Here is an 18,512-nt window from a genome sequence, read left to right on the forward strand (position 1 = left end):
TCACCCCTCCGGCCCGGCGTCGAACGCGACGGTCCCGTCCGGTGCGGCCGGGAACGAGACGTGCTGGTGGATCATCTGCCAGCGCCCGTCGCGGCGCGCGAACACGCGGGTCCCGCGGGACCACATGACCCGGCGGTCGCCCTCGGGCGTACCGCCCGCGGAACTCATCCGATTGAGGCCCCAGGTCACGGCGAGATCCCCGCTGACGAGCACCTCGAGATCCGGGATCTCCCACCTAAAATCCTCGCCCTGCTTGTCGAAGCCCGCCTGGCACTCCGGCCGGATCGCCTCGACGCCCCGGTAGGCCAGTGGCGCGCTGTGCTCGTAGGAGAGGATGTCGGCCGCAATCGGTGCCATGGCGCCGTCGATGTCCTTGCGTGAGGACGCGGCCAGCCACTCGGCGAACAGCGCCCGGATCTCGGCCTCAGCCGACGGCGGCGGATCGTCGCCGGCCAGTGACCGACCGAGCAGGTCGAAGCACTCCTGCCACCCCTCGTCATTGCCGTCGCGGTGTCCGCTGTCCGTGTAGCCCGTCTGCGTCATACGTACTCGCGTGCCGTCCTCGACCTCGGTGAACCGGACGGTCACGGTGGTCTCCGGGCCGGTGAAGCCGCCGTCGACCTGGGTGAGCGTGAGGACGATCCGGGTCTCATCGATGGCGAGGTAGGACCCGTGCTCGGTGTAGACGTGGCCGCCCGGGCCGAGGAAGTCCACGCGCCACGTTCCGCCGACGCGCGGATCCAGGGTGCAGGCGGTGACCTGGTAGCCGTGCGGGGCGAACCAGGTGCGGACGGCCTCGGGATCCAGCCAGGCGTTCCGGGCCGGGCCGAGCGGGACGGGAAAGATGCGTTCGACGTCGATCGCCGCGACCGACGTCGTCTCACGTGGTGTCATCGGTGCTGCCCTCCAGGTGCTGCGCGAGGTTGTCGAAACGGTCTTGCCATACCGGCCGGTACTCCTCGAGCCAGGCCTCCACCTGAGCGAGCGGACGGCCCTCGAGCCTGCTCAGGCGGCGTTGTCGGTCCCGCGTCCGGGTGATGAGCCCGGCCGCCTCGAGCACGCCCACGTGCTTGGAGACGGCGCGCACGGTCAGCTCGAACGGCTCGGCGAGCTCCGCCACGGACGCCTCGCCATGACGCAGCCGGTCGAGGATCGCCCGGCGGGTCGGATCGGCTAACGCCGCGAACGTGGTGCTGAGCTCATCTGTCGACACTGTGGAACCTCATAGTTCTGGAACCGACTAGTTCCAGAGTCCTCGGTTCCTGCTCCGGTGTCAAGGTGCTCCGCACCGCGGTTGCCCGGGCAGGGAGGGGGACTGGCCCAGCCGGAATTGGTGAGGGCTAGTGGTACCGGTGGGGCCGTGCACCGTCAGTCGTCGCCGGGCGCGTGACGTTCCAGGAAGTCGTACAGCTCGACGTCGTCGACGCCGGGGAAGGTGCCGGACGGCAGCGGTGAGAGGACGTGCGCGTGCATCGCCGCCGACGGCCACGACCGGTCCTTCCACCGTTCGGCCTGGCCGGGATCCGGGAGCCGGCAGCACGAGGTGTCCGGGCAGTGGGAGACGGTGCGGCGGGTGGTGTCCCGGCCGCGGAACCACTTCGCGTGGGCGAACGGCACCCCCATGGTGATGGAGAACTCGTACTCGCGCGCTGTTCCGGTCTGCGTGCTGCACCAGAACGTCCCGGCGGGCGTGTCGGTGTACTGGTGATACTCCGTGGAGCGGTTCCGGCGGGCGAAGGCCGAACGGGCCGCCCACTTCCGGCACAAGGGTTGGCCCTCGATGGCGCCGGTCGGGTCCGCCGGCAACGGGACGCCGTCGTTGGCGTAACCGCGGTAGAGCGACCCGTCGTCCATGGCGCGGATGAAGTGCAGCGGGATGCCCAGCAGCGAGGTGGCGAGGTTCGTGAACCGCTGTGCCGCCGAGTGGTGCGTGATGCCGAACGCGTCCCGGAAGTCCTCCATCGACAGGTCTTTCTCGGCCTTGGTGCGCTCGAGGAAGGTTCTCGCCGCGAACCGCGGGACGAGGCAGCACGCGGTGAAGTAGGCGATCTGCTGGCGCTGACGCAGGAAATCGCCGTAGTTCCTGGGGCGCTCGTGGCCGAAGAGCCGGTGCGCCATCGCCTGTAGCGCGAGCGAGCGCAGCCCGTAACCGCCCGGGATCGACGCTGGCGGCAGGTAGATGCGCCCGTTGGCGAGGTCCGTGACCGTCCGGGTCGAGTGCGGCAGGTCGTCGACGTGGAGGATCGTGAACCCGAGCCGCTCCGCCATCTGCGCCACCATGTGGTGGGTCAGGGCGCCGCCGGTGTACCCGACGGCGCGGACCTGCTCCTCGGCCATCGCCTCGATCTCGGGCACGTAGTTGTCCCGCGCCTGCATCTCCAGCCGCAGCTCGGTGTTGATCCGGCGCGCCTCCTCCGGTGTCGCGATGGTGGCGCGGGCGCGCCGCTCGAGCTCGGCGTGCAGTCCCACGAGCGACTCGAGCGCGTCCATCGGCAGGCGCCGCCCCGGCCGTACCGCAGGTACCCCAAGCGAGGCGAACAACGGCCCGCGCTGTGCCCGTTCGAGTGCGATCTCGAGTTCTGCACGCCGGTCCGGCGGAGGTTCCGGACTCAAAAGCGCCGCGACGGTGGTGCCCAGCTCGCGGGCGAGCGCCGTCAGCAGGGACAGTCGCGGCTCCCTGCGTCCGTTCTCGATGAGGGAGAGCTGGCTCGTCGTCGAACCGACCGAGTCCGCGAGCTGACGCAGGGTCATGCCGTGCCCGGTGCGCGCGTGCCGGATCCGGCGGCCGAGCACGATCGGATCCGTCCCGGACTCCTCGGCGGGGGTGGTCGATGGTTCCGCCATGGCGTTGACCATAGCGAAACTTCTCCAGATTTTTCACGGCCTCGGTGGTTGTAGAGGGACCAAGGTCGGCGGACAGTGGACGCAGCGGCGCCGTCCGGCGCCCACGACTCTGGAGGGAACACCAGCCATGGTCATGACCGACGCCGTCGCCCCGCCCGCCGTGCCGGCCCTCGAGGGCCTGACCGTCACGGATCCGGACCTGCTCGCCTGGATCCGGGAGATCGCGGCGTTGACCCGGCCGGAGCGGATCCAGGTCTGCGACGGCTCCCGGGAGGAGTACGACCGGCTCACCTCTCGGCTGGTCGACACCGGCACCTTCATCCGACGCAACCCGGCCAAGCGGCCGGGCTCCTTCCTCGCCCGCTCCGCGCCGTCCGACGTCGCCCGGGTGGAGTCCCGCACCTTCATCTGCTCCCCGGAGCAGGCCGATGCCGGCCCGACGAACAACTGGGCGGAGCCGGCGGCGATGAAGCAGGAGCTGCGCGAGGTCTTCGACGGCGCAATGCGTGGCCGCACCATGTACGTGGTGCCGTTCTCGATGGGCCCGGTGGGCGGCCCGATCTCCCGGATCGGGGTGGAGATCACCGACTCGCCCTACGTCGTCGTCTCCCTGCGCCTGATGACCCGGATGGGAGCGGCGGCACTGCAGCAGATCGAACGCGGGGCGGACTGGGTCCCCGCCGTGCACTCCGTCGGCTACCCGCTCGTGGTGCGGCACGGCAACGAGGTGGTCACCCGGCCCGACGTCCCGTGGCCGTGCAACGACACGAAGTACATCTGCCACTTCCCGCAGACCCGGGAGATCTGGTCCTACGGCTCCGGATACGGCGGCAACGCGCTGCTCGGCAAGAAGTGCTACGCGCTGCGGATCGCCTCGGTGCTCGGGCGGGACGAGGGATGGCTGGCCGAGCACATGCTGATCCTCAAGATCACCGGCCCCGACGAACGCGTCCACCACCTGGCCGCCGCATTCCCCTCCGCGTGCGGCAAGACCAACCTGGCCATGCTGCGGCCGACCATCCCGGGCTGGACGGTCGAGACCGTCGGTGACGACATCGCGTGGATGCGTCCCGGCCCGGACGGGCGCCTGCGCGCCATCAACCCCGAGGCCGGGTTCTTCGGCGTCGCACCGGGCACCGGCGAGTCCACCAATCCGACGGCGATCGCCGCTCTCGATCACGACGTCATCTTCACCAACGTCGCCCTGACCGACGACGGCGACGTGTGGTGGGAGGGCTTGACCGACACCCCACCCGATCACCTGATCGACTGGCAGGGCAACGACTGGACTCCCGAGTCGGCGACCCCGGCGGCCCATCCCAACTCGCGGTTCACCGTCCGTGCCGACCAGGCACCATCCATCGCGCCCGAGTGGGAGGACCCCGACGGCGTCCCGATCGACGTCATCCTCTTCGGTGGCCGCCGCGCCTCCAACGTGCCGCTCGTCTCCGAGGCCTACGACTGGGAGCACGGCGTCTTCATGGGCGCCACCGTCTCCTCGGAGCAGACGGCCGCGGCCGAAGGGGAGGTCGGACAGCTGCGCCGTGACCCGTTCGCCATGCTGCCGTTCTGCGGCTACAACATGGCCGACTACTGGGGGCACTGGTTGCGGATGGGACGGATGCTCGGTGAGCAGGCTCCCCGCATCTTCCAGGTCAACTGGTTCCGCAAGGACGACGACGGCCGGATCGTCTGGCCCGGATTCGGCGAGAACTCACGGGTGATCGAATGGACACTGCGCCGGGTCAGTGGCGAGGTCGGGGCGGTCGAAGGCCCCACCGGGCGGCTGCCGCGGCCCGAGGACCTCAACCTGGACGGGCTCGATCTGACCGAGGATGACCTGGAGCTTCTGTTCGCCGTCGACCCGGAGAGCTGGTCCGCCGAGGCCGACCTCACCGAGGACTACTTCGCCCAGTTCAGCCTGCGGCTCCCGCGGGAGATGACCGAGCAGCTCGACGCCCTGCGGGACCGGCTCGCCCGTTAGCCGATACGCTCGGCGGTCGTGAAGATCCTCCTCATCGGCTCGGGCGCCCGTGAGCACGCCCTCGCCCGAGCGCTGGCCCATGACCCATCGGTCGACGAGCTCGTGGTCGGCCCGGGGAACCCGGGGACGGCCACGCTCGCCCGGTCGATCACCCTCGACATCCTCGACGGGGCCGCCGTGGCGGCCGCGGCACAGGAGATGGCGGCCGACCTCGTCGTCGTCGGCCCGGAGGCGCCGCTCGTCGCCGGCGTCGTCGACGCCGTCCGCGAGGCCGGCATTGCCTGCTTCGGCCCGGGCGCGGCGGCGGCCCGTCTCGAGGGCTCCAAGGCGTTCGCCAAGGAGATCATGGCCGCGGCAGCGGTCCCGACGGCGATGGCGCACGTGTGTACCACGCTCGAGCAGGTCACGGCCGCTCTCGACGCGTTCGGCGCTCCGTACGTCGTCAAGGATGACGGGCTGGCCGCCGGGAAGGGTGTGGTCGTCACCGACGACCGGGAGGCGGCGATCGCGCACGCGCGCGCCTGCCTCGACCGGGACGGCGGCGACCCGGCCACCGGCGGCGCGCCAGGCGTCATCGTCGAGGAGTACCTCGACGGGCCGGAGGTCTCCCTGTTCTGCGTCTGTGACGGCACCGACGTGGTCCCCCTCGCCCCCGCCCAGGACTACAAGCGCCTCGGCGACGGCGACGCCGGACCGAACACCGGCGGCATGGGCGCCTACTCGCCGTTGCCGTGGGCGCCCGAGGACCTGACCGACCAGGTGGTCACCCGCGTGGCCAAGCCGGTCGTGGCCGAGATGGCGCGCCGCGGCACGCCCTTCACCGGTCTGCTCTACTGCGGGCTCGCGCTCACCTCACGCGGCCTGCGCGTGGTCGAGTTCAACGTCCGCTTCGGGGATCCGGAGACCCAGGCGGTGCTGGCGCGCCTGACCTCTTCCCTCGGTGAGCTGCTGCACGCGGCCGCCACCGGCCGCCTCGGAGCCGTGCCATCGCCGGAGTGGAACGCCGGCGCCGCAGTCACGGTCGTCGTCGCCGCCCACGGCTACCCCGGAAGCGTCCGCAAGGGGGATGCGATCGGCGGCGTCGAGGAGGCCGAGTCACTCGCCGGCGTGCACGTGCTGCACGCCGGGACCGCCACGGACGGCGGCGCCCTCGTGGCGTCGGGCGGCCGGGTGCTCTCCGTCGTCGGCACCGGATCCGACATCGCCGCCGCGCGCGCCGCCGCCTACCGCGGTGTCGACCGGATCGGGCTCGCGGACGCCCAGCACCGGACGGACATCGCCGCCGGTCTCTGACGCGCATCAGTTCGTGCACCGGGCCGGATCCCGACGCCGCGCCCGGTCTGGCGCACGAGGACCCCGCGGCCTGGCGCCCCGAGCAGGCGGGCCCGCCCTCGCTCACACGCCCGACCGCGACCGGACGCTCCTGTTGCGGCCTCCCCGGCGCGCTGGTCGACTGGCCCGCGGACCCGCGAGCGAGGAGGCACGATGACGCAGACCGACCGCATCGCCGACGTCTGGGGCACCCGGACTCCGTATCCCCGTGACGGCGTCTGGCCGGTCCGGGTGGACTCGTTCCTCGAGCACGACGTCGACCCCGAGACCGTCGACTGGGTGCAGACGGCGTCGATCCTCCACTCCAACGGCGACGCGCTGGACATCGCCGTCAAGGACGGGCGGATGGTGGGCGTCCGTGGCCGCGCACAGGACCGCGTCAACCACGGCCGACTCGGACCCAAGGACCTGTTCGGCTGGCAGGCGAACGGCTCCCGTGAGCGCCTGACACGGCCGCTGGTCCGCCGCGACGGCGAGCTCGTCGAAGCCGGCTGGGGCGAGGCGATGGACCGGATCGTCACCCGTACCCGCGAGCTCCTCGACGAGCAGGGTCCCAGCGCGCTCGGCTTCTACACCACCGGGCAGCTCTTCCTCGAGGAGTACTACACGCTCGGCGTGCTCGCGCACGGCGGGCTCGGGACGAACCACGTCGACGGCAACACCCGGCTGTGCACCGCCACCGCCGCGGCCGCCCTCAAGGAGTCCTTCGGCTGTGACGGCCAGCCCGGCTCCTACACCGACATCGACCACGCCGACGTCATCGCCCTGTGGGGGCACAACATGGCCGAGACCCAGACCGTGCTCTGGATGCGGGTGCTCGACCGGCTCGCCGGGCCGAATCCGCCGGAGGTCGTCTGCGTCGACCCGCGCCCGACGCCGGTCGCCCGGGCGGCCACCGTCCATCTCGCGCCACGGCCTGGCACCAACGTCGCCCTGATGAACGGCCTGCTCCACGAGATCATCCGCAATGACTGGGTGGACCACACCTATGTCGACAGCCACGCCGTCGGATTCGACGAACTCGCCGAGCGCGTGCGCGGGTACCCGCCGGAGAAGGTCGCGCGGATCTGCGACGTGCCGGAGGACGACGTGCGGGAGGCTGCCCGGATCCTCGGCACCACCGACCGGCTCCTGTCCACCGTCCTGCAGGGCTTCTACCAGTCCCACCAGGCCACCGCGGCGGCCGTCCAGGTCAACAACATCCACCTGGTGCGCGGCATGCTCGGCCGGCCCGGATGCGGCCTGCTGCAGATGAACGGCCAGCCGACGGCGCAGAACACCCGGGAGGCCGGCGCGGACGGCGACCTGCCGGGTTTTCGGAACTGGTCGAACGACGCGCACATCGCCGATCTGGCGAAGGTGTGGAACGTCGACCCGATAGAGATCCCGCATTACTCGCCGCCGACGCACGTGATGAAGATGGTCCGGTACGCGGAGGAAGGCTCCATCCGCATGCTCTGGGTGCAGGCCACCAACCCGGCGGTCTCACTACCAGAGCTCGCCCGGATCAGGTCTTTGCTGTCTCAGGAGCGGCTCTTCCTCGTCGTCCAGGACATCTTCCTCACCGAGACCGCCGAGCTCGCCGACGTCGTCCTGCCCGCCGCGACCTGGGGCGAGAAGACGGGCACTTTCACCAACGCCGACCGGACGGTCCACCTCTCCGAGAAGGCGGTGGATCCGCCCGGCGAGGCGCGGCCCGATCTCGAGATCTTCCTCGATTACGCACGCCGGCTCGACCTGCGCGACAAGGACGGTGGGCCGCTCGTGCACTGGCACGACCCCGAGTCGGCCTTCGAGGCCTGGAAGGAGTGCAGCCGCGGCCGGCCGTGCGACTACAGCGGCCTGAGCTACGACGCGCTTCGGCAGGGCAGCGGCATCCAGTGGCCGTGCACCGAGGACAGCCCGGAGGGGACGGAACGGCTCTACGCCGACGGCCAGTTCTTCGCCGCACCCGACTACTGCGAGAGCTACGGGCGCGACATGGTCACCGGGGCACCGCTGGAACCGACCGAGTACCGGGCGATGAACCCCGAGGGCCGAGCGATCATCAAGGCCGCCGAGTACCTCCCGCCGCACGAACTGCCGAGCGAGGACTTCCCGCTGCAGCTCATCACCGGACGGACCGTCTACCACTTCCACACCCGCACCAAGACCGGGCGCGTGCCGCAACTGCAGGCCGCAGCTCCGGACGTCTGGGTCGAGATCTCCACCGCAGACGCCGACCTACTCGCCCTCACCGAGGGTGACCTCGCCGAGATCACCACGCCGCGCGGCTCGGTGCGCGCACGCGTGCGCGTGACCGGCATCCGTGAGGGGGTGGTCTTCCTCCCGTTCCACTACGGCTACTGGGACGTCGGCGCCCCCGGACCCGACGGCGCCGGGCGCGCCGCCAACGAGCTGACCATCACCGAGTGGGACCCGGCCTCGAAGCAGCCGATCTTCAAGACCGCGGCCGCGCGGGTCCGGAAGATCGACGGCGCCGCAGGTCCGCCAGCGTCGGCGCCCACGACCACCGCCTCGGCCCCGGCGTCCGGTCCCGCCGCGCCGACGCGGGGAGGCGACGCCGCGCTCGCGGACGAGCGGATCGACGGAGGGACGCGATGAAGATCGGCCTGGTGCTCAAGGAGCTGCACCGCTCGGAGAACGACCTCGCGCACGAGCTGCTGCAGGCGGCCGACCGGCACAAGGCCGACCACGAGGTCTTCCACGTGGCTCAGGACCTGGCGGCCTGGTCGCAGCGTCACGTCCGTGAGATCGCGGCGATCGGCGAGCGGTACGGCCAGTCACTGGACCCGGAGCCGGAGGGAGAGGCGCACGCCGCGGCGAAGCTGCTGGACAAGGGCAGCGAACTGCTCGGACGTGCCCGGACACCTGGGCTGCTACTCCTTCGGGACCTGCGCATGCTGCACATGAAGGCCGCGGGTGTCTCCGTGGACTGGGAGATGCTGGCGCAGGCCGCTCAGGGCATCAAGCACACCGACCTGCTCGCGGTGGCCCAACGTTGCCATCCGGACACGCTCCGGCAACTGCGGTGGGCGAACGCGATGCTCAAGGAGAGCTCGACGCAGATCCTCATCAGCTGAGCGGCCACGGGTGCTCAGCCCGCGGCCGGTCACGCCGTGCCGCCGCGACCGGCCGCGCCGTCTCAGTCCTGCTGCTCCTCCGACCGGTCGCCGGACCACAGCGTGTGGAACGTTCCCTCCCGGTCGACGCGCTTGTAGGTGTGCGCGCCGAAGTAGTCCCGCTGGGCCTGGACCAGGGCAGCCGGCAGGCGCTCGGCCCGGACGGCGTCGTAATAGGCCAGCGAGGAGGAGAACGCCGGCGTCGGGATGCCGCTCGTCGCCGCACCGGCCACCACCCGCCGCCAGGACGGCAGGCCCTCGCCGACGGCGTCGGTGAAGTACGGGTCCGCCAGCAGCAGTGGAAGGTCGGGACGGGTCTCGTATGCCTCGGTGATCCGGTCCAGGAACCGCGCCCGGATGATGCAGCCGCCACGCCAGATGCGGGCCATGGCCCCGCGGTCGATGTCCCAGCCGTACTCGGCGGCCGCGGCGGCGATCTGGTCGAAGCCCTGGCTGTAGGCGACGACCTTGGATGCGTACAGCGCCTTGCGAACGTCCTCGATAAAGGCGTCCCGGTCCGTCACGGTCCATTCGCTCGCCCTGGCGGGCAGGGTCTGATGACCGGCCTCGCGCTGGGCCACGCCGCCGGAGAGCGAGCGGGCGAACGTCGCCTCGGCGATGCCGGTGATCGGCACGCCGAGGTCGAGCCCGTTCTGCACCGTCCACCGGCCGGTGCCCTTCTGCTCCGCCTGGTCCAGGACGACGTCGACGAACGCCTTGCCGGTCGCGGCGTCGGTGTGCTGGAGCACCTCGGCGGTGATCTCGATGAGGTAGGACTCCAGATCACCGCTGTTCCAGGTCTCGAAGATCGCGCCGATCTCGGCGGCCGAGGCGCCGAGCCCGTGCCGCAGCAGGTCGTACGCCTCCGCGATGAGCTGCATGTCGGCGTACTCGATGCCGTTGTGGACCATCTTGACGAAGTGGCCCGCACCGTCGGTGCCGACGTGTGTGCAGCACGGCACGCCGTCGACCTTGGCCGAGATGTCCTCGAGGATCGGGCCGAGGCGCTCGTAGGACTCCGCCGATCCGCCCGGCATGATCGACGGACCGTTCAGCGCGCCCTCCTCGCCGCCGGAGACGCCGCTGCCCACGAAGTGCAACCCGCGCTCGCGCAGCGCCTTCTCCCGCCGGATGGTGTCGGGGAAATGGGCGTTGCCGGCGTCGACGATGATGTCGCCGGGCTCCATCTCGGCAGCGAGCTCCTCGATGACGGCGTCCGTCCCGGCTCCCGCCTTGACCATGATGATCGCCACGCGCGGCTTCTCCAGCGAGGCGACGAAGTCCGCCACCGAGTCGGACGGGACGAACTCGCCGTCCGAGCCGTGCTCGCTCAGCAGCCGCTCGGTGCGGGCATAGGTCCGGTTGTGCACGGCCACGGTGTGCCCGTGGCGGGCGAGGTTACGGGCGAGGTTGGCGCCCATGACGGCCAGGCCGGTCACTCCGACGTCGGCGGTCGCTTCCTTCATGGCTCCTCCAGGAGTCGCGGCGAGAAGTCCTCGGTCGGCAACGCTACGCCGGATGGGCGAGGATGAGACCCATGAGTTCCGCTGATGAGACGGCCGACGGGGTACCAGCTGTCCCCGGATGGCGGCACGTGTACTCCGGCAAGGTCCGGGACCTGTACGTCCCCGAGTCGGACGACGGCGCCGAGGACGGGGACCGGGTCCTCGTGGTCGCCTCGGACAAGATCTCCGCCTACGACCACGTGCTTCCGACGGTCATCCCGGACAAGGGGCGCATCCTCACCCAGCTCAGCCTGTGGTGGTTCGAGCAGCTGTCCGACGTCGTCGACCATCACGTGGTCTCCACGGACGTGCCCGAGCAGGTGGTCGATCGGGCGATGGTCTGCCGCCGGCTGGAGATGTATCCGATCGAGTGCGTCGCGCGGGGGTACCTGACCGGCTCCGCCTTGGCCGAGTACCGGCAGACCGGGGCGATGGCCGGCAACCCGCTGCCGGACGGGCTGCGCGACGGCGACAAGCTCCCCGAGCCGATCTTCACACCGGCCACCAAGGCCGAGGTTGGTGCCCACGACGAGAACATCGACATGACGCGGATGGCCGAGGTGGTCGGGGCCGAACGCGCCGAGGAGCTGCGCGAGACCACGCTGGCCGTGTTCGCGCGGGCGAGCGAGCTGGCCGAGCGGGCCGGCATCGTCCTGGCGGACACCAAGCTCGAGTTCGGGTCGGCCACGGACGGTGCGTCCGTGGTGCTGGGCGACGAGGTCCTCACACCGGATTCCTCGCGCTTCTGGCCCGCGGACGAATGGGAACCGGGGCGGGCGCAGCCGAGCTACGACAAGCAGTTCGTGCGCGACTGGCTCGCCTCGCCCGAGTCCGGCTGGGACCGCGCCTCCCAGGCGCCGCCTCCACCGCTGCCCGGTGAGATCGTCGAACGCACGCGCGCCCGCTACGTCGAGGCGTACGAACGCCTGACGGGGGAGCGGTTCGTCGTCTGAGCTCGCCGGCCGGCCGGCACCCCGCCGAGAGCGGACAAGTGAGTCAAGAGCGGACGTTTGAACGTCCGCTCTTGACTCAGGTTTCCGCTCTCGGCGGGGGATATCCCCCCAGTTCGCCGGATCAGGTCGTCCCGGGCCACGGCGGCACGTGGATCCGTGCCAGACTCGAATCAGCGGCACCCGGTCGCGTCAGCGGCTCCCGTCGCTGTCCTCAGACGTCAGGTGGCGGCCCATGAGCCAAACCCTCCACACGCCCACCGCCCCTCCGACCCCCTCGCCCGCGCGTCCGCGTGACCGCCATGTGAGCGACTTCAAGGCGCTCATGGCGCAGGTCCGCGAATCCGGGCACATGCGTCGGCGCTACGGCTACTACTGGTCCAAGCTGATCGGGTTGACGGCCGCCGGCGTCGGCCTCGCCGTCGGCTTCGTCCACCTGGGCGACACGTGGTGGCAGATAGTCACCGCCGTCGCCCTGGCGCTGCTGCTCACGCAGATCGCGTTCGTCGGGCACGACGCCGCACACCACCAGATCTTCCGGTCCGGCCGGTGGAACGAGTGGACGTCACTGGTGGTGATCAACCTCTTCGCCGGCATGGGCCACGGCTGGTGGAACAAGAAGCACTCGAAACACCACGCGGCCCCGAACAAGTTGAAGGCCGACCCGGACATCGAGTCCGAGGTCGTGGCGTTCACCGGCGAGGGCGCGCGACGCCGCACACACCCGGTCAGCCGCTGGTTCACCGCCCGGCAAGGGTGGTTCTTCTACCCGCTGCTGCTCCTGGAAGGGGCCAACCTCCACGTCCACGGCCTCAGGCGGGTCCTGAGCCGCGGACCGGTCCAGCGCCGCTGGGTCGAGCTCTCCTTCATCCTCGTGCGCCTCGGCGGCACGGTGACCCTCGTCTTTCTCGTACTCTCGCCCGACAAGGCGGCGGTCTTCCTCGCCGTCCAGCTCCTGGTGTTCGGCCTCTACATGGGGCTGTCCTTCGCGCCGAACCACATCGGGATGCCGGTGGTGCCGGCGGACATGAAGATCGACTTTCTGCGCCGTCAGGTGCTGATGAGCCGCAACGTCACGGGCGGCCGATGGGTCGACACGTTCATGGGCGGCCTGAACTTCCAGGTCGAGCACCACCTGTTCCCGTCCATGCCCAGGCCGTCACTGCGCAAGGTGGCGCCGCTGGTGCGTCAGTACTGTGAGGAGCGCGGCGTCCGGTACACCGAGATGTCCATCGGTCGCGCCTACGCCGCGGTCACCGAGCACATCAACCGCGTGGGACGCGGCGGCCTCGACGTGTGGGCCTGCCCGCTGGCCAGCCAGTACCGGACCTGAGCCCGGCCTACCATCGGGCCATGCCCACCGTGACCCTCGTGCCGGCGGACGTGCGCGGCGCCGACCGTGACGCGCTCATCGACTTCCTCACCGGCCACGAGTGGCCGTTCCACGTCGGCCGGCGCCGGACCCGCGAGGAGGTCGCCGACGCGATCGCATCCGGCCGGTTCGACGGCGCCGACCACGCCACCTTCTGGCTCGAGAGCCAGGACCGCGGACGCGTCGGCCTCGCCGTGCTGGAGGACCTCGACGACGACACGCCCCTGTTCGACCTCCGCCTCGCCGCCGAGCACCGCGGCCTGGGTCTGGGTACGGCCGCGGTCCGGGCGATTGCGGACCACGTGTTCACCACGCTCGACGTGAACCGCCTCGAGGGACAGACCCGCGAGGACAACGCCGCGATGCGCGCCGTGTTCGTCAAGGCCGGCTTCGCCCTCGAAGCCGCCTACCGCGAGTCCTGGCCGGTCGAGGAGGGCCCGGCACTGACCTCGGTGGCGTACGCGATCCTGCGGCGCGAGTGGGAGGCCGGACGGCACCGCGGCGACGACGACCGTCCCTGGCTCGTGGTCATCGACCCGCAGCGGGTCTTCGCCGATACCGACAGTCCGTGGACGGCACCCGGCTTCCCGGCCATCATCGACCCGGTCCGCCGCCTCGCGGACGCCCACCCAGAGCGCGTCGTCACGACGCGGTTCATCGCGCCGACCAAACCGATGGGCTCGTGGGAGGACTACTACGCCGAGTACCCGTTCGCGTTCGTGCCCGCCGATCACGAGCTGTACCAGGTGGTTCCCGCCCTCGCCGACCTCGGCGGACCCGTGGTCGCCGAGCCCACGTTCGGCAAGTGGACCCCCGCCCTGTCCACGGTCACCGGACCGACACCGCATCTGAGGCTCGCCGGCGTCGCGACCGACTGCTGCGTCCTCTCGACCGCCCTGGCCGCCGCCGACGCCGGGGCCCGGGTGGAGATCGTCGCCGACGCCTGCGCCGGTTCGGACGCCGACGCGCACCGGAAGGCGCTGGAGATCATGGCCGGATACTCCCCGCAGATCACGCTGACGACGACGTCGCGCCTGATCACCGCGCGACCGTAAGCCCGGGCGGGTCCGCCCGCGACGGCTCGACCGCCGCCGGCCCCGGCGGCCTGCGATGTGGACCGTCGTCTCAGGAATCGGGACGGCCCGGATCCGGCCGACCTCGCCGCTCGCCGCTGCGCCACGGTAGGCGCGAGGCGATCGGAGGAGGACGCGATGACGGCGCAACTGTCCCTGGCCCGCACCGGGCAGGACCGCGGCGAGGCGGCGCCGGCGCTCGCCGTGTCCTACGAGCGGATAGAACGCGTATTCGGCGCCGGGAGCGCGACCCAGACCGTCCTCGGCGGCATCGACCTCGACCTCGCCGCGGGCGAGATCGTCGCGGTGCTCGGACCGAGCGGATGCGGGAAATCGACGCTCCTGCGCCTGACCGCCGGACTGGACGCGCCGACAGGCGGAGCGGTGCGGATCGACGGCACGGTCGTCACCGGCTCGGATCCGCGCTGCGCCGTCGCGTTCCAGGAGCCACGCCTGCTCCCGTGGCGCACCCTCGCCGCGAACGTCGCCGTCGGACTGCCGCGAGGCACCGACCGCGCCGCCGGACGCGACCAGGTCGCGCACCTGCTCGACCTCGTCGGACTCGGCGCCCACGCCGGCCACCGGCCCCGCGAGGTCTCCGGCGGCATGGCCCAGCGGGCCTCGCTCGCCCGCGCCCTGGCCCGGCGCCCCGGGGTCCTGCTGCTGGACGAGCCGTTCGGCGCCCTCGACGCACTCACCCGGCTGCGGATGCAGGACCTCCTCCTCGAGGTGCACGAGGCCGCCCCGACCACGGTGCTGCTCATCACCCACGACGTGGACGAGGCGCTCCAGCTCGCCGACCGCGTCGTGGTGCTCGGCACCGCAGCGGACGGCCCCGGCGCCCGCGTCATCCGCTCCCTCACCGTGCCCGGCGACCGACCGCGCAGCCGCGGCTCCGCCGAGCTCGCCCGGCTGCGCAGCGAGCTGCTGGAGTCGCTCGGCGTCGACAGCCATCGCCACTGATGGGCCGACCGTCCGCGACGGGCCACCTGAGACCACCACCACCCGAAACCGGAGTCACACGATGAGATCCACCCGCCTCACGGCCGCCGCAGCGGCCGCGCTCACCGTCGTCGTCCCGCTCTCCGGCTGTCTGGCCGGCGAGGCCGAGGACGCCGCCGATGCCTCGGCCGGCCCGAGCGACGGGGACGAGCTCGTCGTGGACTGGGCGACCTACAACCCGCTGAGCATGGTCATCCGTGACCAGGGCTGGCTCGAGGAAGCGCTCGCCGACGACGGCGTGGACGTCACCTGGGTCCAGTCCGCGGGATCGAACCGGGCCAACGAGCTGCTCCGCTCCGGAGAGGCCGACGTCGCCTCTACGGCCGGCTCGGCCGCGCTTCTCGCCCGCGCCAACGGCTCACCCATCCGCACCATCGACATCTACAGCCAGCCGGAGTGGTCGGCACTGGTCACCGACCCCGGGTCCGGCATCGAGGAGGTCACCGACCTAGCCGGCCGTTCGGTCGCCGCCACCAAGGGCACCGACCCGTACTTCTTCCTGCTCCAGGCGCTGCTCGAGGCCGGCGTGGACCCGGCCGACGTCGAGATCCAGAACCTCCAGCACGCCGACGGGAACACCGCCCTGCAGAACGGCTCAGTCGACGCGTGGGCCGGGCTCGACCCGATCATGGCCGACGCGGAGCAGGACGGCAGCGAGCTCTTCTACCGCAACGTCGACTTCAACACCTACGGCTTCCTCAACGCGCGTGAGGACTTCCTCGAGGACTCGCCCGAGGTGGCCCAGGTCGTCGTCGATACCTACGAGTACGCCCGCACCTGGGCGGCCGAGCACCCGGAGGAGACCGCTGAGATCCTGGCCGAGGACGCCGGCATCGATCTCTCCCTCGCGCAGCAGGTCATCACCGAGCGCAGCAACCTGGACGTGGACGGCGCGCCGGGGCCTGCCCAGCTCGAGGTTCTGACCACGATCGGCCCGATGCTCGTCGAGACCGGGGACGTCGCCTCCCAGGAGCAGATCGACGAGGCGCTGGCGGACCTGCTGGACGACTCGTGGGTCCGGCAGGCCGACCCGGAGGCTGTCGCCGACGTCGTGGGGCAGGCGCCGTGACGCTGGCACTGAACGGCCCCGGAGAGGCGAACGCGCGCGCCTCGCAGGTCGGGTCGCGGACCCGGCGGACCCGCCCGGCGCCCGAACCGGACGGCGTCGGCCCCTCTGACGCCCCGGGGCGGTCGGCACCTGCGGCGAGACGCCGGCGGGGAGCTGTGCTGCTCGGCCTGGCCGTGCCGGTGGCCATCCTCGCGACCTGGCACGTGGCGTCGGTGTCCGGGTGGATCGACCCCGTCACGCTGCCCGGCCCGCTGTCCGTGCTGGCCGCAGCCGGAGAGCTGATCGAGCGTGGCGATCTCGGCTACCACGTGGCGATCTCGGCGCAACGGGTCATGCTCGGTTTCGCCTTCGGGGCGGCAGCCGGCCTGGCCCTCGGCTCGCTGCTCGGCCTGTCCCGGCTCGCCGACGCGCTGCTCTCGACCACGGTCGGCGCGCTGCGCGCCGTGCCCTCACTGGCGTGGGTGCCGTTGCTGCTGCTGTGGATCGGGATCGGGGAGGACAGCAAGGTGACCCTGATCGCCATCGGCGCGTTCTTCCCGGTCTTCACCACCGTCTCGATGGCGTTGCGGCACGTCGACCGCCAGCTCGTCGAGGCCGGTCGCGCCTTCGGTCTGCGTGGCCTACGGCTGTTCACCACCGTCCAGCTGCCCGCCGTCGTCCCGGCCGTCATCTCCGGCCTGCGGCTCGCTCTTGCGCAGGCGTGGCTGTTCCTCGTGGCCGCGGAGCTGCTCGCCTCCTCGATGGGGCTCGGCTTCCTGCTCACCGACAGCCAGAACAACGGCCGGGTCGATCGGTTGCTGCTTGCCATCGTGTTGCTCGCCGTCCTGGGCAAGGTCAGCGACGCGCTGCTCGGCCTCTTCGAGCGCTGGGCCATCCGGCGGTGGGCCTGAGACGCGTGGGCGCGTAGCCGCAGAACGATGCGAGGGTAGGGCCGTGAACGACCACGAGTTCGGATTCCGTACCCGGGCCCTGCACGCCGGAGGCATCCCTGATCCGGTCACCGGCGCGCGTGCGGTGCCCATCTACCAGTCGACGTCGTTCGTGTTCTCCGACGTCGCCGACGCCGGCAACCTCTTCGCCCTGCAGAAGTTCGGGAACATCTATTCGCGGATCGGCAACCCCACGGTGGCCGCGTTCGAAGAACGCATCGCCTCGCTGGAAGGCGGCATCGGCGCGGTCGCGACGGCGTCGGGTATGTCCGCCGAGTTCATCACCCTGGCCGCGCTCGCGGGCGCCGGTGACCACATCGTCGCCTCGTCCCAGCTCTACGGCGGCACGGTCACCCAGCTCGACGTGACGCTGCGCCGCTTCGGGGTCGAGACCACCTTCGTGCCGGGCACCGACCCCGCCGACTACCGCGCCGCCCTGCGGCCGGAGACGAAGGCGGTCTACGCCGAGACCGTTGCCAACCCCTCCGGCGAGGTGGCCGATCTGGCGGGTCTCGCCGACGTCGCCCACCAGGCCGGGCTGCCGCTGATCATCGATTCCACGCTGACCACGCCGTACCTCGTCCGTCCGTTCGAGCACGGCGCCGACATCGTCGTGCACTCGGCGACGAAGTTCCTCGGCGGACACGGCACCACGCTCGGCGGCGTCGTCGTCGAGTCCGGCCGCTTCGACTGGGCGAACGGCACGTTCCCGCAGATGACTGAGCCGGTGCCCTCCTACGGCGGCGTGAGCTGGTGGGGAAACTTCGGCGAGTACGGCTTCCTCATGAAGTTGCGGTCGGAACAGCTGCGTGACATCGGTCCCGCCCTGACACCGCAGGCCGCGTTCCAGCTGCTCCAGGGCGTGGAGACGTTGCCCCAGCGGATGGACGAGCACGTCGCGAACGCCCAGGCCGTCGCCGAGTGGCTCGAGGCCGATCCACGCATCGCGTACGTCAACCACGCCGGGCTGGCCAGTCACGTCCACCACGAGCGTGCTCGGACTTACCTGCCCCACGGCGTCGGCTCGGTGTTCTCCTTCGGTGTCCGCGGCGGTCGCGAGGTCGGCGCCCGCTTCATCGAGGAACTGCAGTTGGCGAGCCACCTCGCCAATGTGGGCGACGCCCGCACGCTGGTGCTGCACCCGGCCTCGACCACCCACCGCCAGCTCACTGCCGACCAGCTCGTCACCGCCGGCGTGCCCGAGGACCTCATCCGTATCTCGGTGGGTCTGGAGGACGTCGCGGACATTCTGTGGGACCTCGACCAGGCGCTGACCGCCGCGGGGGCCTGACGGGTGGGACGTCATGCCGCGGACGGTCCGAGTTCGCCG

15 protein-coding genes are annotated in these 18,512 nt (G+C 71.3%); 11 read left to right on the forward strand and 4 right to left on the reverse strand.

Translation table 11 applies throughout. From position 1 onward, the window contains the following. The 3 genes from ACFSE6_RS00345 to ACFSE6_RS00355 form a co-directional block, all read right to left on the reverse strand. The gene (locus ACFSE6_RS00345; RefSeq protein WP_388001721.1) at positions 1 to 894 is read right to left on the reverse strand and encodes an SRPBCC domain-containing protein; all 894 of its coding nucleotides are present in this window, start codon (positions 892 to 894) and stop codon (positions 1 to 3) included. After that, complete coding sequence (locus ACFSE6_RS00350; protein ID WP_388001722.1) at positions 881 to 1,213, reverse strand: ArsR/SmtB family transcription factor; 333 nt, start codon at positions 1,211 to 1,213, stop codon at positions 881 to 883. Before ACFSE6_RS00350 ends, ACFSE6_RS00345 begins: the two co-directional genes overlap by 14 nt. Positions 1,214 to 1,368: 155 nt before the next feature. Beyond that, positions 1,369 to 2,844 carry a helix-turn-helix domain-containing protein gene (locus ACFSE6_RS00355; protein ID WP_388001723.1) on the reverse strand — a complete coding sequence of 492 codons (1,476 nt, stop codon included), beginning with the start codon at positions 2,842 to 2,844 and terminating at the stop codon, positions 1,369 to 1,371. A gap of 133 nt (positions 2,845 to 2,977) precedes the next feature. Here ACFSE6_RS00355 and ACFSE6_RS00360 point away from each other — a divergent pair, with 133 nt between their 5' ends. The 4 genes from ACFSE6_RS00360 (at position 2,978) to ACFSE6_RS00375 (ending at position 9,243) form a co-directional block, all read left to right on the forward strand. Beyond that, positions 2,978 to 4,828, forward strand: a complete 1,851-nt coding sequence (locus ACFSE6_RS00360) for a phosphoenolpyruvate carboxykinase (GTP) (RefSeq protein WP_388002337.1) — start codon at positions 2,978 to 2,980, stop codon at positions 4,826 to 4,828. Positions 4,829 to 4,846: 18 nt separating this feature from the next. Next, on the forward strand, positions 4,847 to 6,121 hold the full coding sequence (gene purD, locus ACFSE6_RS00365; protein WP_388001724.1) for a phosphoribosylamine--glycine ligase: 1,275 nt from the start codon (positions 4,847 to 4,849) through the stop codon (positions 6,119 to 6,121). Positions 6,122 to 6,313: 192 nt separating this feature from the next. After that, on the forward strand, positions 6,314 to 8,764 hold the full coding sequence (locus ACFSE6_RS00370; protein WP_388001725.1) for a molybdopterin oxidoreductase family protein: 2,451 nt from the start codon (positions 6,314 to 6,316) through the stop codon (positions 8,762 to 8,764). Continuing rightward, positions 8,761 to 9,243, forward strand: coding sequence for a hypothetical protein (locus ACFSE6_RS00375; protein WP_388001726.1), 483 nt, complete (start codon positions 8,761 to 8,763; stop codon positions 9,241 to 9,243). Before ACFSE6_RS00370 ends, ACFSE6_RS00375 begins: the two co-directional genes overlap by 4 nt. Before the next feature lie 62 nt (positions 9,244 to 9,305). On the opposite strand, the gene gndA is transcribed toward ACFSE6_RS00375, so the two are convergent. Beyond that, the gene (gndA, locus tag ACFSE6_RS00380) at positions 9,306 to 10,748 is read right to left on the reverse strand and encodes an NADP-dependent phosphogluconate dehydrogenase (RefSeq protein ID WP_388001727.1); all 1,443 of its coding nucleotides are present in this window, start codon (positions 10,746 to 10,748) and stop codon (positions 9,306 to 9,308) included. Between the two features lie 71 nt (positions 10,749 to 10,819). On the opposite strand from gndA, the gene ACFSE6_RS00385 reads away from it, so the two are divergent. From ACFSE6_RS00385 to ACFSE6_RS00415, 7 genes are all read left to right on the forward strand, one after another. Beyond that, on the forward strand, positions 10,820 to 11,740 hold the full coding sequence (locus tag ACFSE6_RS00385) for a phosphoribosylaminoimidazolesuccinocarboxamide synthase (protein ID WP_388001728.1): 921 nt from the start codon (positions 10,820 to 10,822) through the stop codon (positions 11,738 to 11,740). 232 nt (positions 11,741 to 11,972) lie between these two features. Further along, positions 11,973 to 13,070, forward strand: coding sequence for a fatty acid desaturase family protein (locus ACFSE6_RS00390; RefSeq protein ID WP_388001729.1), 1,098 nt, complete (start codon positions 11,973 to 11,975; stop codon positions 13,068 to 13,070). A gap of 20 nt (positions 13,071 to 13,090) precedes the next feature. Beyond that, positions 13,091 to 14,164: an isochorismatase family protein gene (locus ACFSE6_RS00395; protein WP_388001730.1), complete on the forward strand. Its 1,074-nt coding sequence runs from the start codon at positions 13,091 to 13,093 to the stop codon at positions 14,162 to 14,164. Between the two features lie 156 nt (positions 14,165 to 14,320). Continuing rightward, positions 14,321 to 15,145 (forward strand): ABC transporter ATP-binding protein, encoded by an 825-nt coding sequence (locus tag ACFSE6_RS00400; protein ID WP_388001731.1) that lies wholly within the window; start codon positions 14,321 to 14,323, stop codon positions 15,143 to 15,145. A gap of 61 nt (positions 15,146 to 15,206) precedes the next feature. Then, positions 15,207 to 16,253 carry an aliphatic sulfonate ABC transporter substrate-binding protein gene (locus tag ACFSE6_RS00405; RefSeq protein ID WP_388001732.1) on the forward strand — a complete coding sequence of 349 codons (1,047 nt, stop codon included), beginning with the start codon at positions 15,207 to 15,209 and terminating at the stop codon, positions 16,251 to 16,253. Between the two features lie 2 nt (positions 16,254 to 16,255). Then, positions 16,256 to 17,143 carry an ABC transporter permease gene (locus ACFSE6_RS00410; RefSeq protein ID WP_388002338.1) on the forward strand — a complete coding sequence of 296 codons (888 nt, stop codon included), beginning with the start codon at positions 16,256 to 16,258 and terminating at the stop codon, positions 17,141 to 17,143. A gap of 43 nt (positions 17,144 to 17,186) precedes the next feature. Further along, entirely contained in the window at positions 17,187 to 18,473 is a 1,287-nt protein-coding gene (locus ACFSE6_RS00415) for an O-acetylhomoserine aminocarboxypropyltransferase/cysteine synthase family protein (RefSeq protein WP_388001733.1), read from the forward strand. Positions 18,474 to 18,512 lie beyond the last annotated feature (39 nt).

The sequence above is a fragment of the Georgenia deserti genome, from assembly GCF_042680605.1.
Lineage (GTDB): Bacteria > Actinomycetota > Actinomycetes > Actinomycetales > Actinomycetaceae > Allobogoriella > Allobogoriella deserti.

Bases quoted from the DNA above. Each gene is read 5' to 3' on its own strand.
- ACFSE6_RS00355 (WP_388001723.1), bottom strand. From the start codon at position 2,844: ATGGCGGAACCATCGACCACCCCCGCCGAGGAGTCCGGGACGGATCCG.
- ACFSE6_RS00405 (WP_388001732.1), top strand. From the start codon at position 15,207: ATGAGATCCACCCGCCTCACGGCCGCCGCAGCGGCCGCGCTCACCGTC.
- ACFSE6_RS00400 (WP_388001731.1), top strand. From the start codon at position 14,321: ATGACGGCGCAACTGTCCCTGGCCCGCACCGGGCAGGACCGCGGCGAG.
- gndA (WP_388001727.1), bottom strand. From the start codon at position 10,748: ATGAAGGAAGCGACCGCCGACGTCGGAGTGACCGGCCTGGCCGTCATG.
- ACFSE6_RS00390 (WP_388001729.1), top strand. From the start codon at position 11,973: ATGAGCCAAACCCTCCACACGCCCACCGCCCCTCCGACCCCCTCGCCC.
- ACFSE6_RS00370 (WP_388001725.1), top strand. From the start codon at position 6,314: ATGACGCAGACCGACCGCATCGCCGACGTCTGGGGCACCCGGACTCCG.
- ACFSE6_RS00395 (WP_388001730.1), top strand. From the start codon at position 13,091: ATGCCCACCGTGACCCTCGTGCCGGCGGACGTGCGCGGCGCCGACCGT.
- ACFSE6_RS00375 (WP_388001726.1), top strand. From the start codon at position 8,761: ATGAAGATCGGCCTGGTGCTCAAGGAGCTGCACCGCTCGGAGAACGAC.
- ACFSE6_RS00360 (WP_388002337.1), top strand. From the start codon at position 2,978: ATGACCGACGCCGTCGCCCCGCCCGCCGTGCCGGCCCTCGAGGGCCTG.
- ACFSE6_RS00345 (WP_388001721.1), bottom strand. From the start codon at position 894: ATGACACCACGTGAGACGACGTCGGTCGCGGCGATCGACGTCGAACGC.
- ACFSE6_RS00385 (WP_388001728.1), top strand. From the start codon at position 10,820: ATGAGTTCCGCTGATGAGACGGCCGACGGGGTACCAGCTGTCCCCGGA.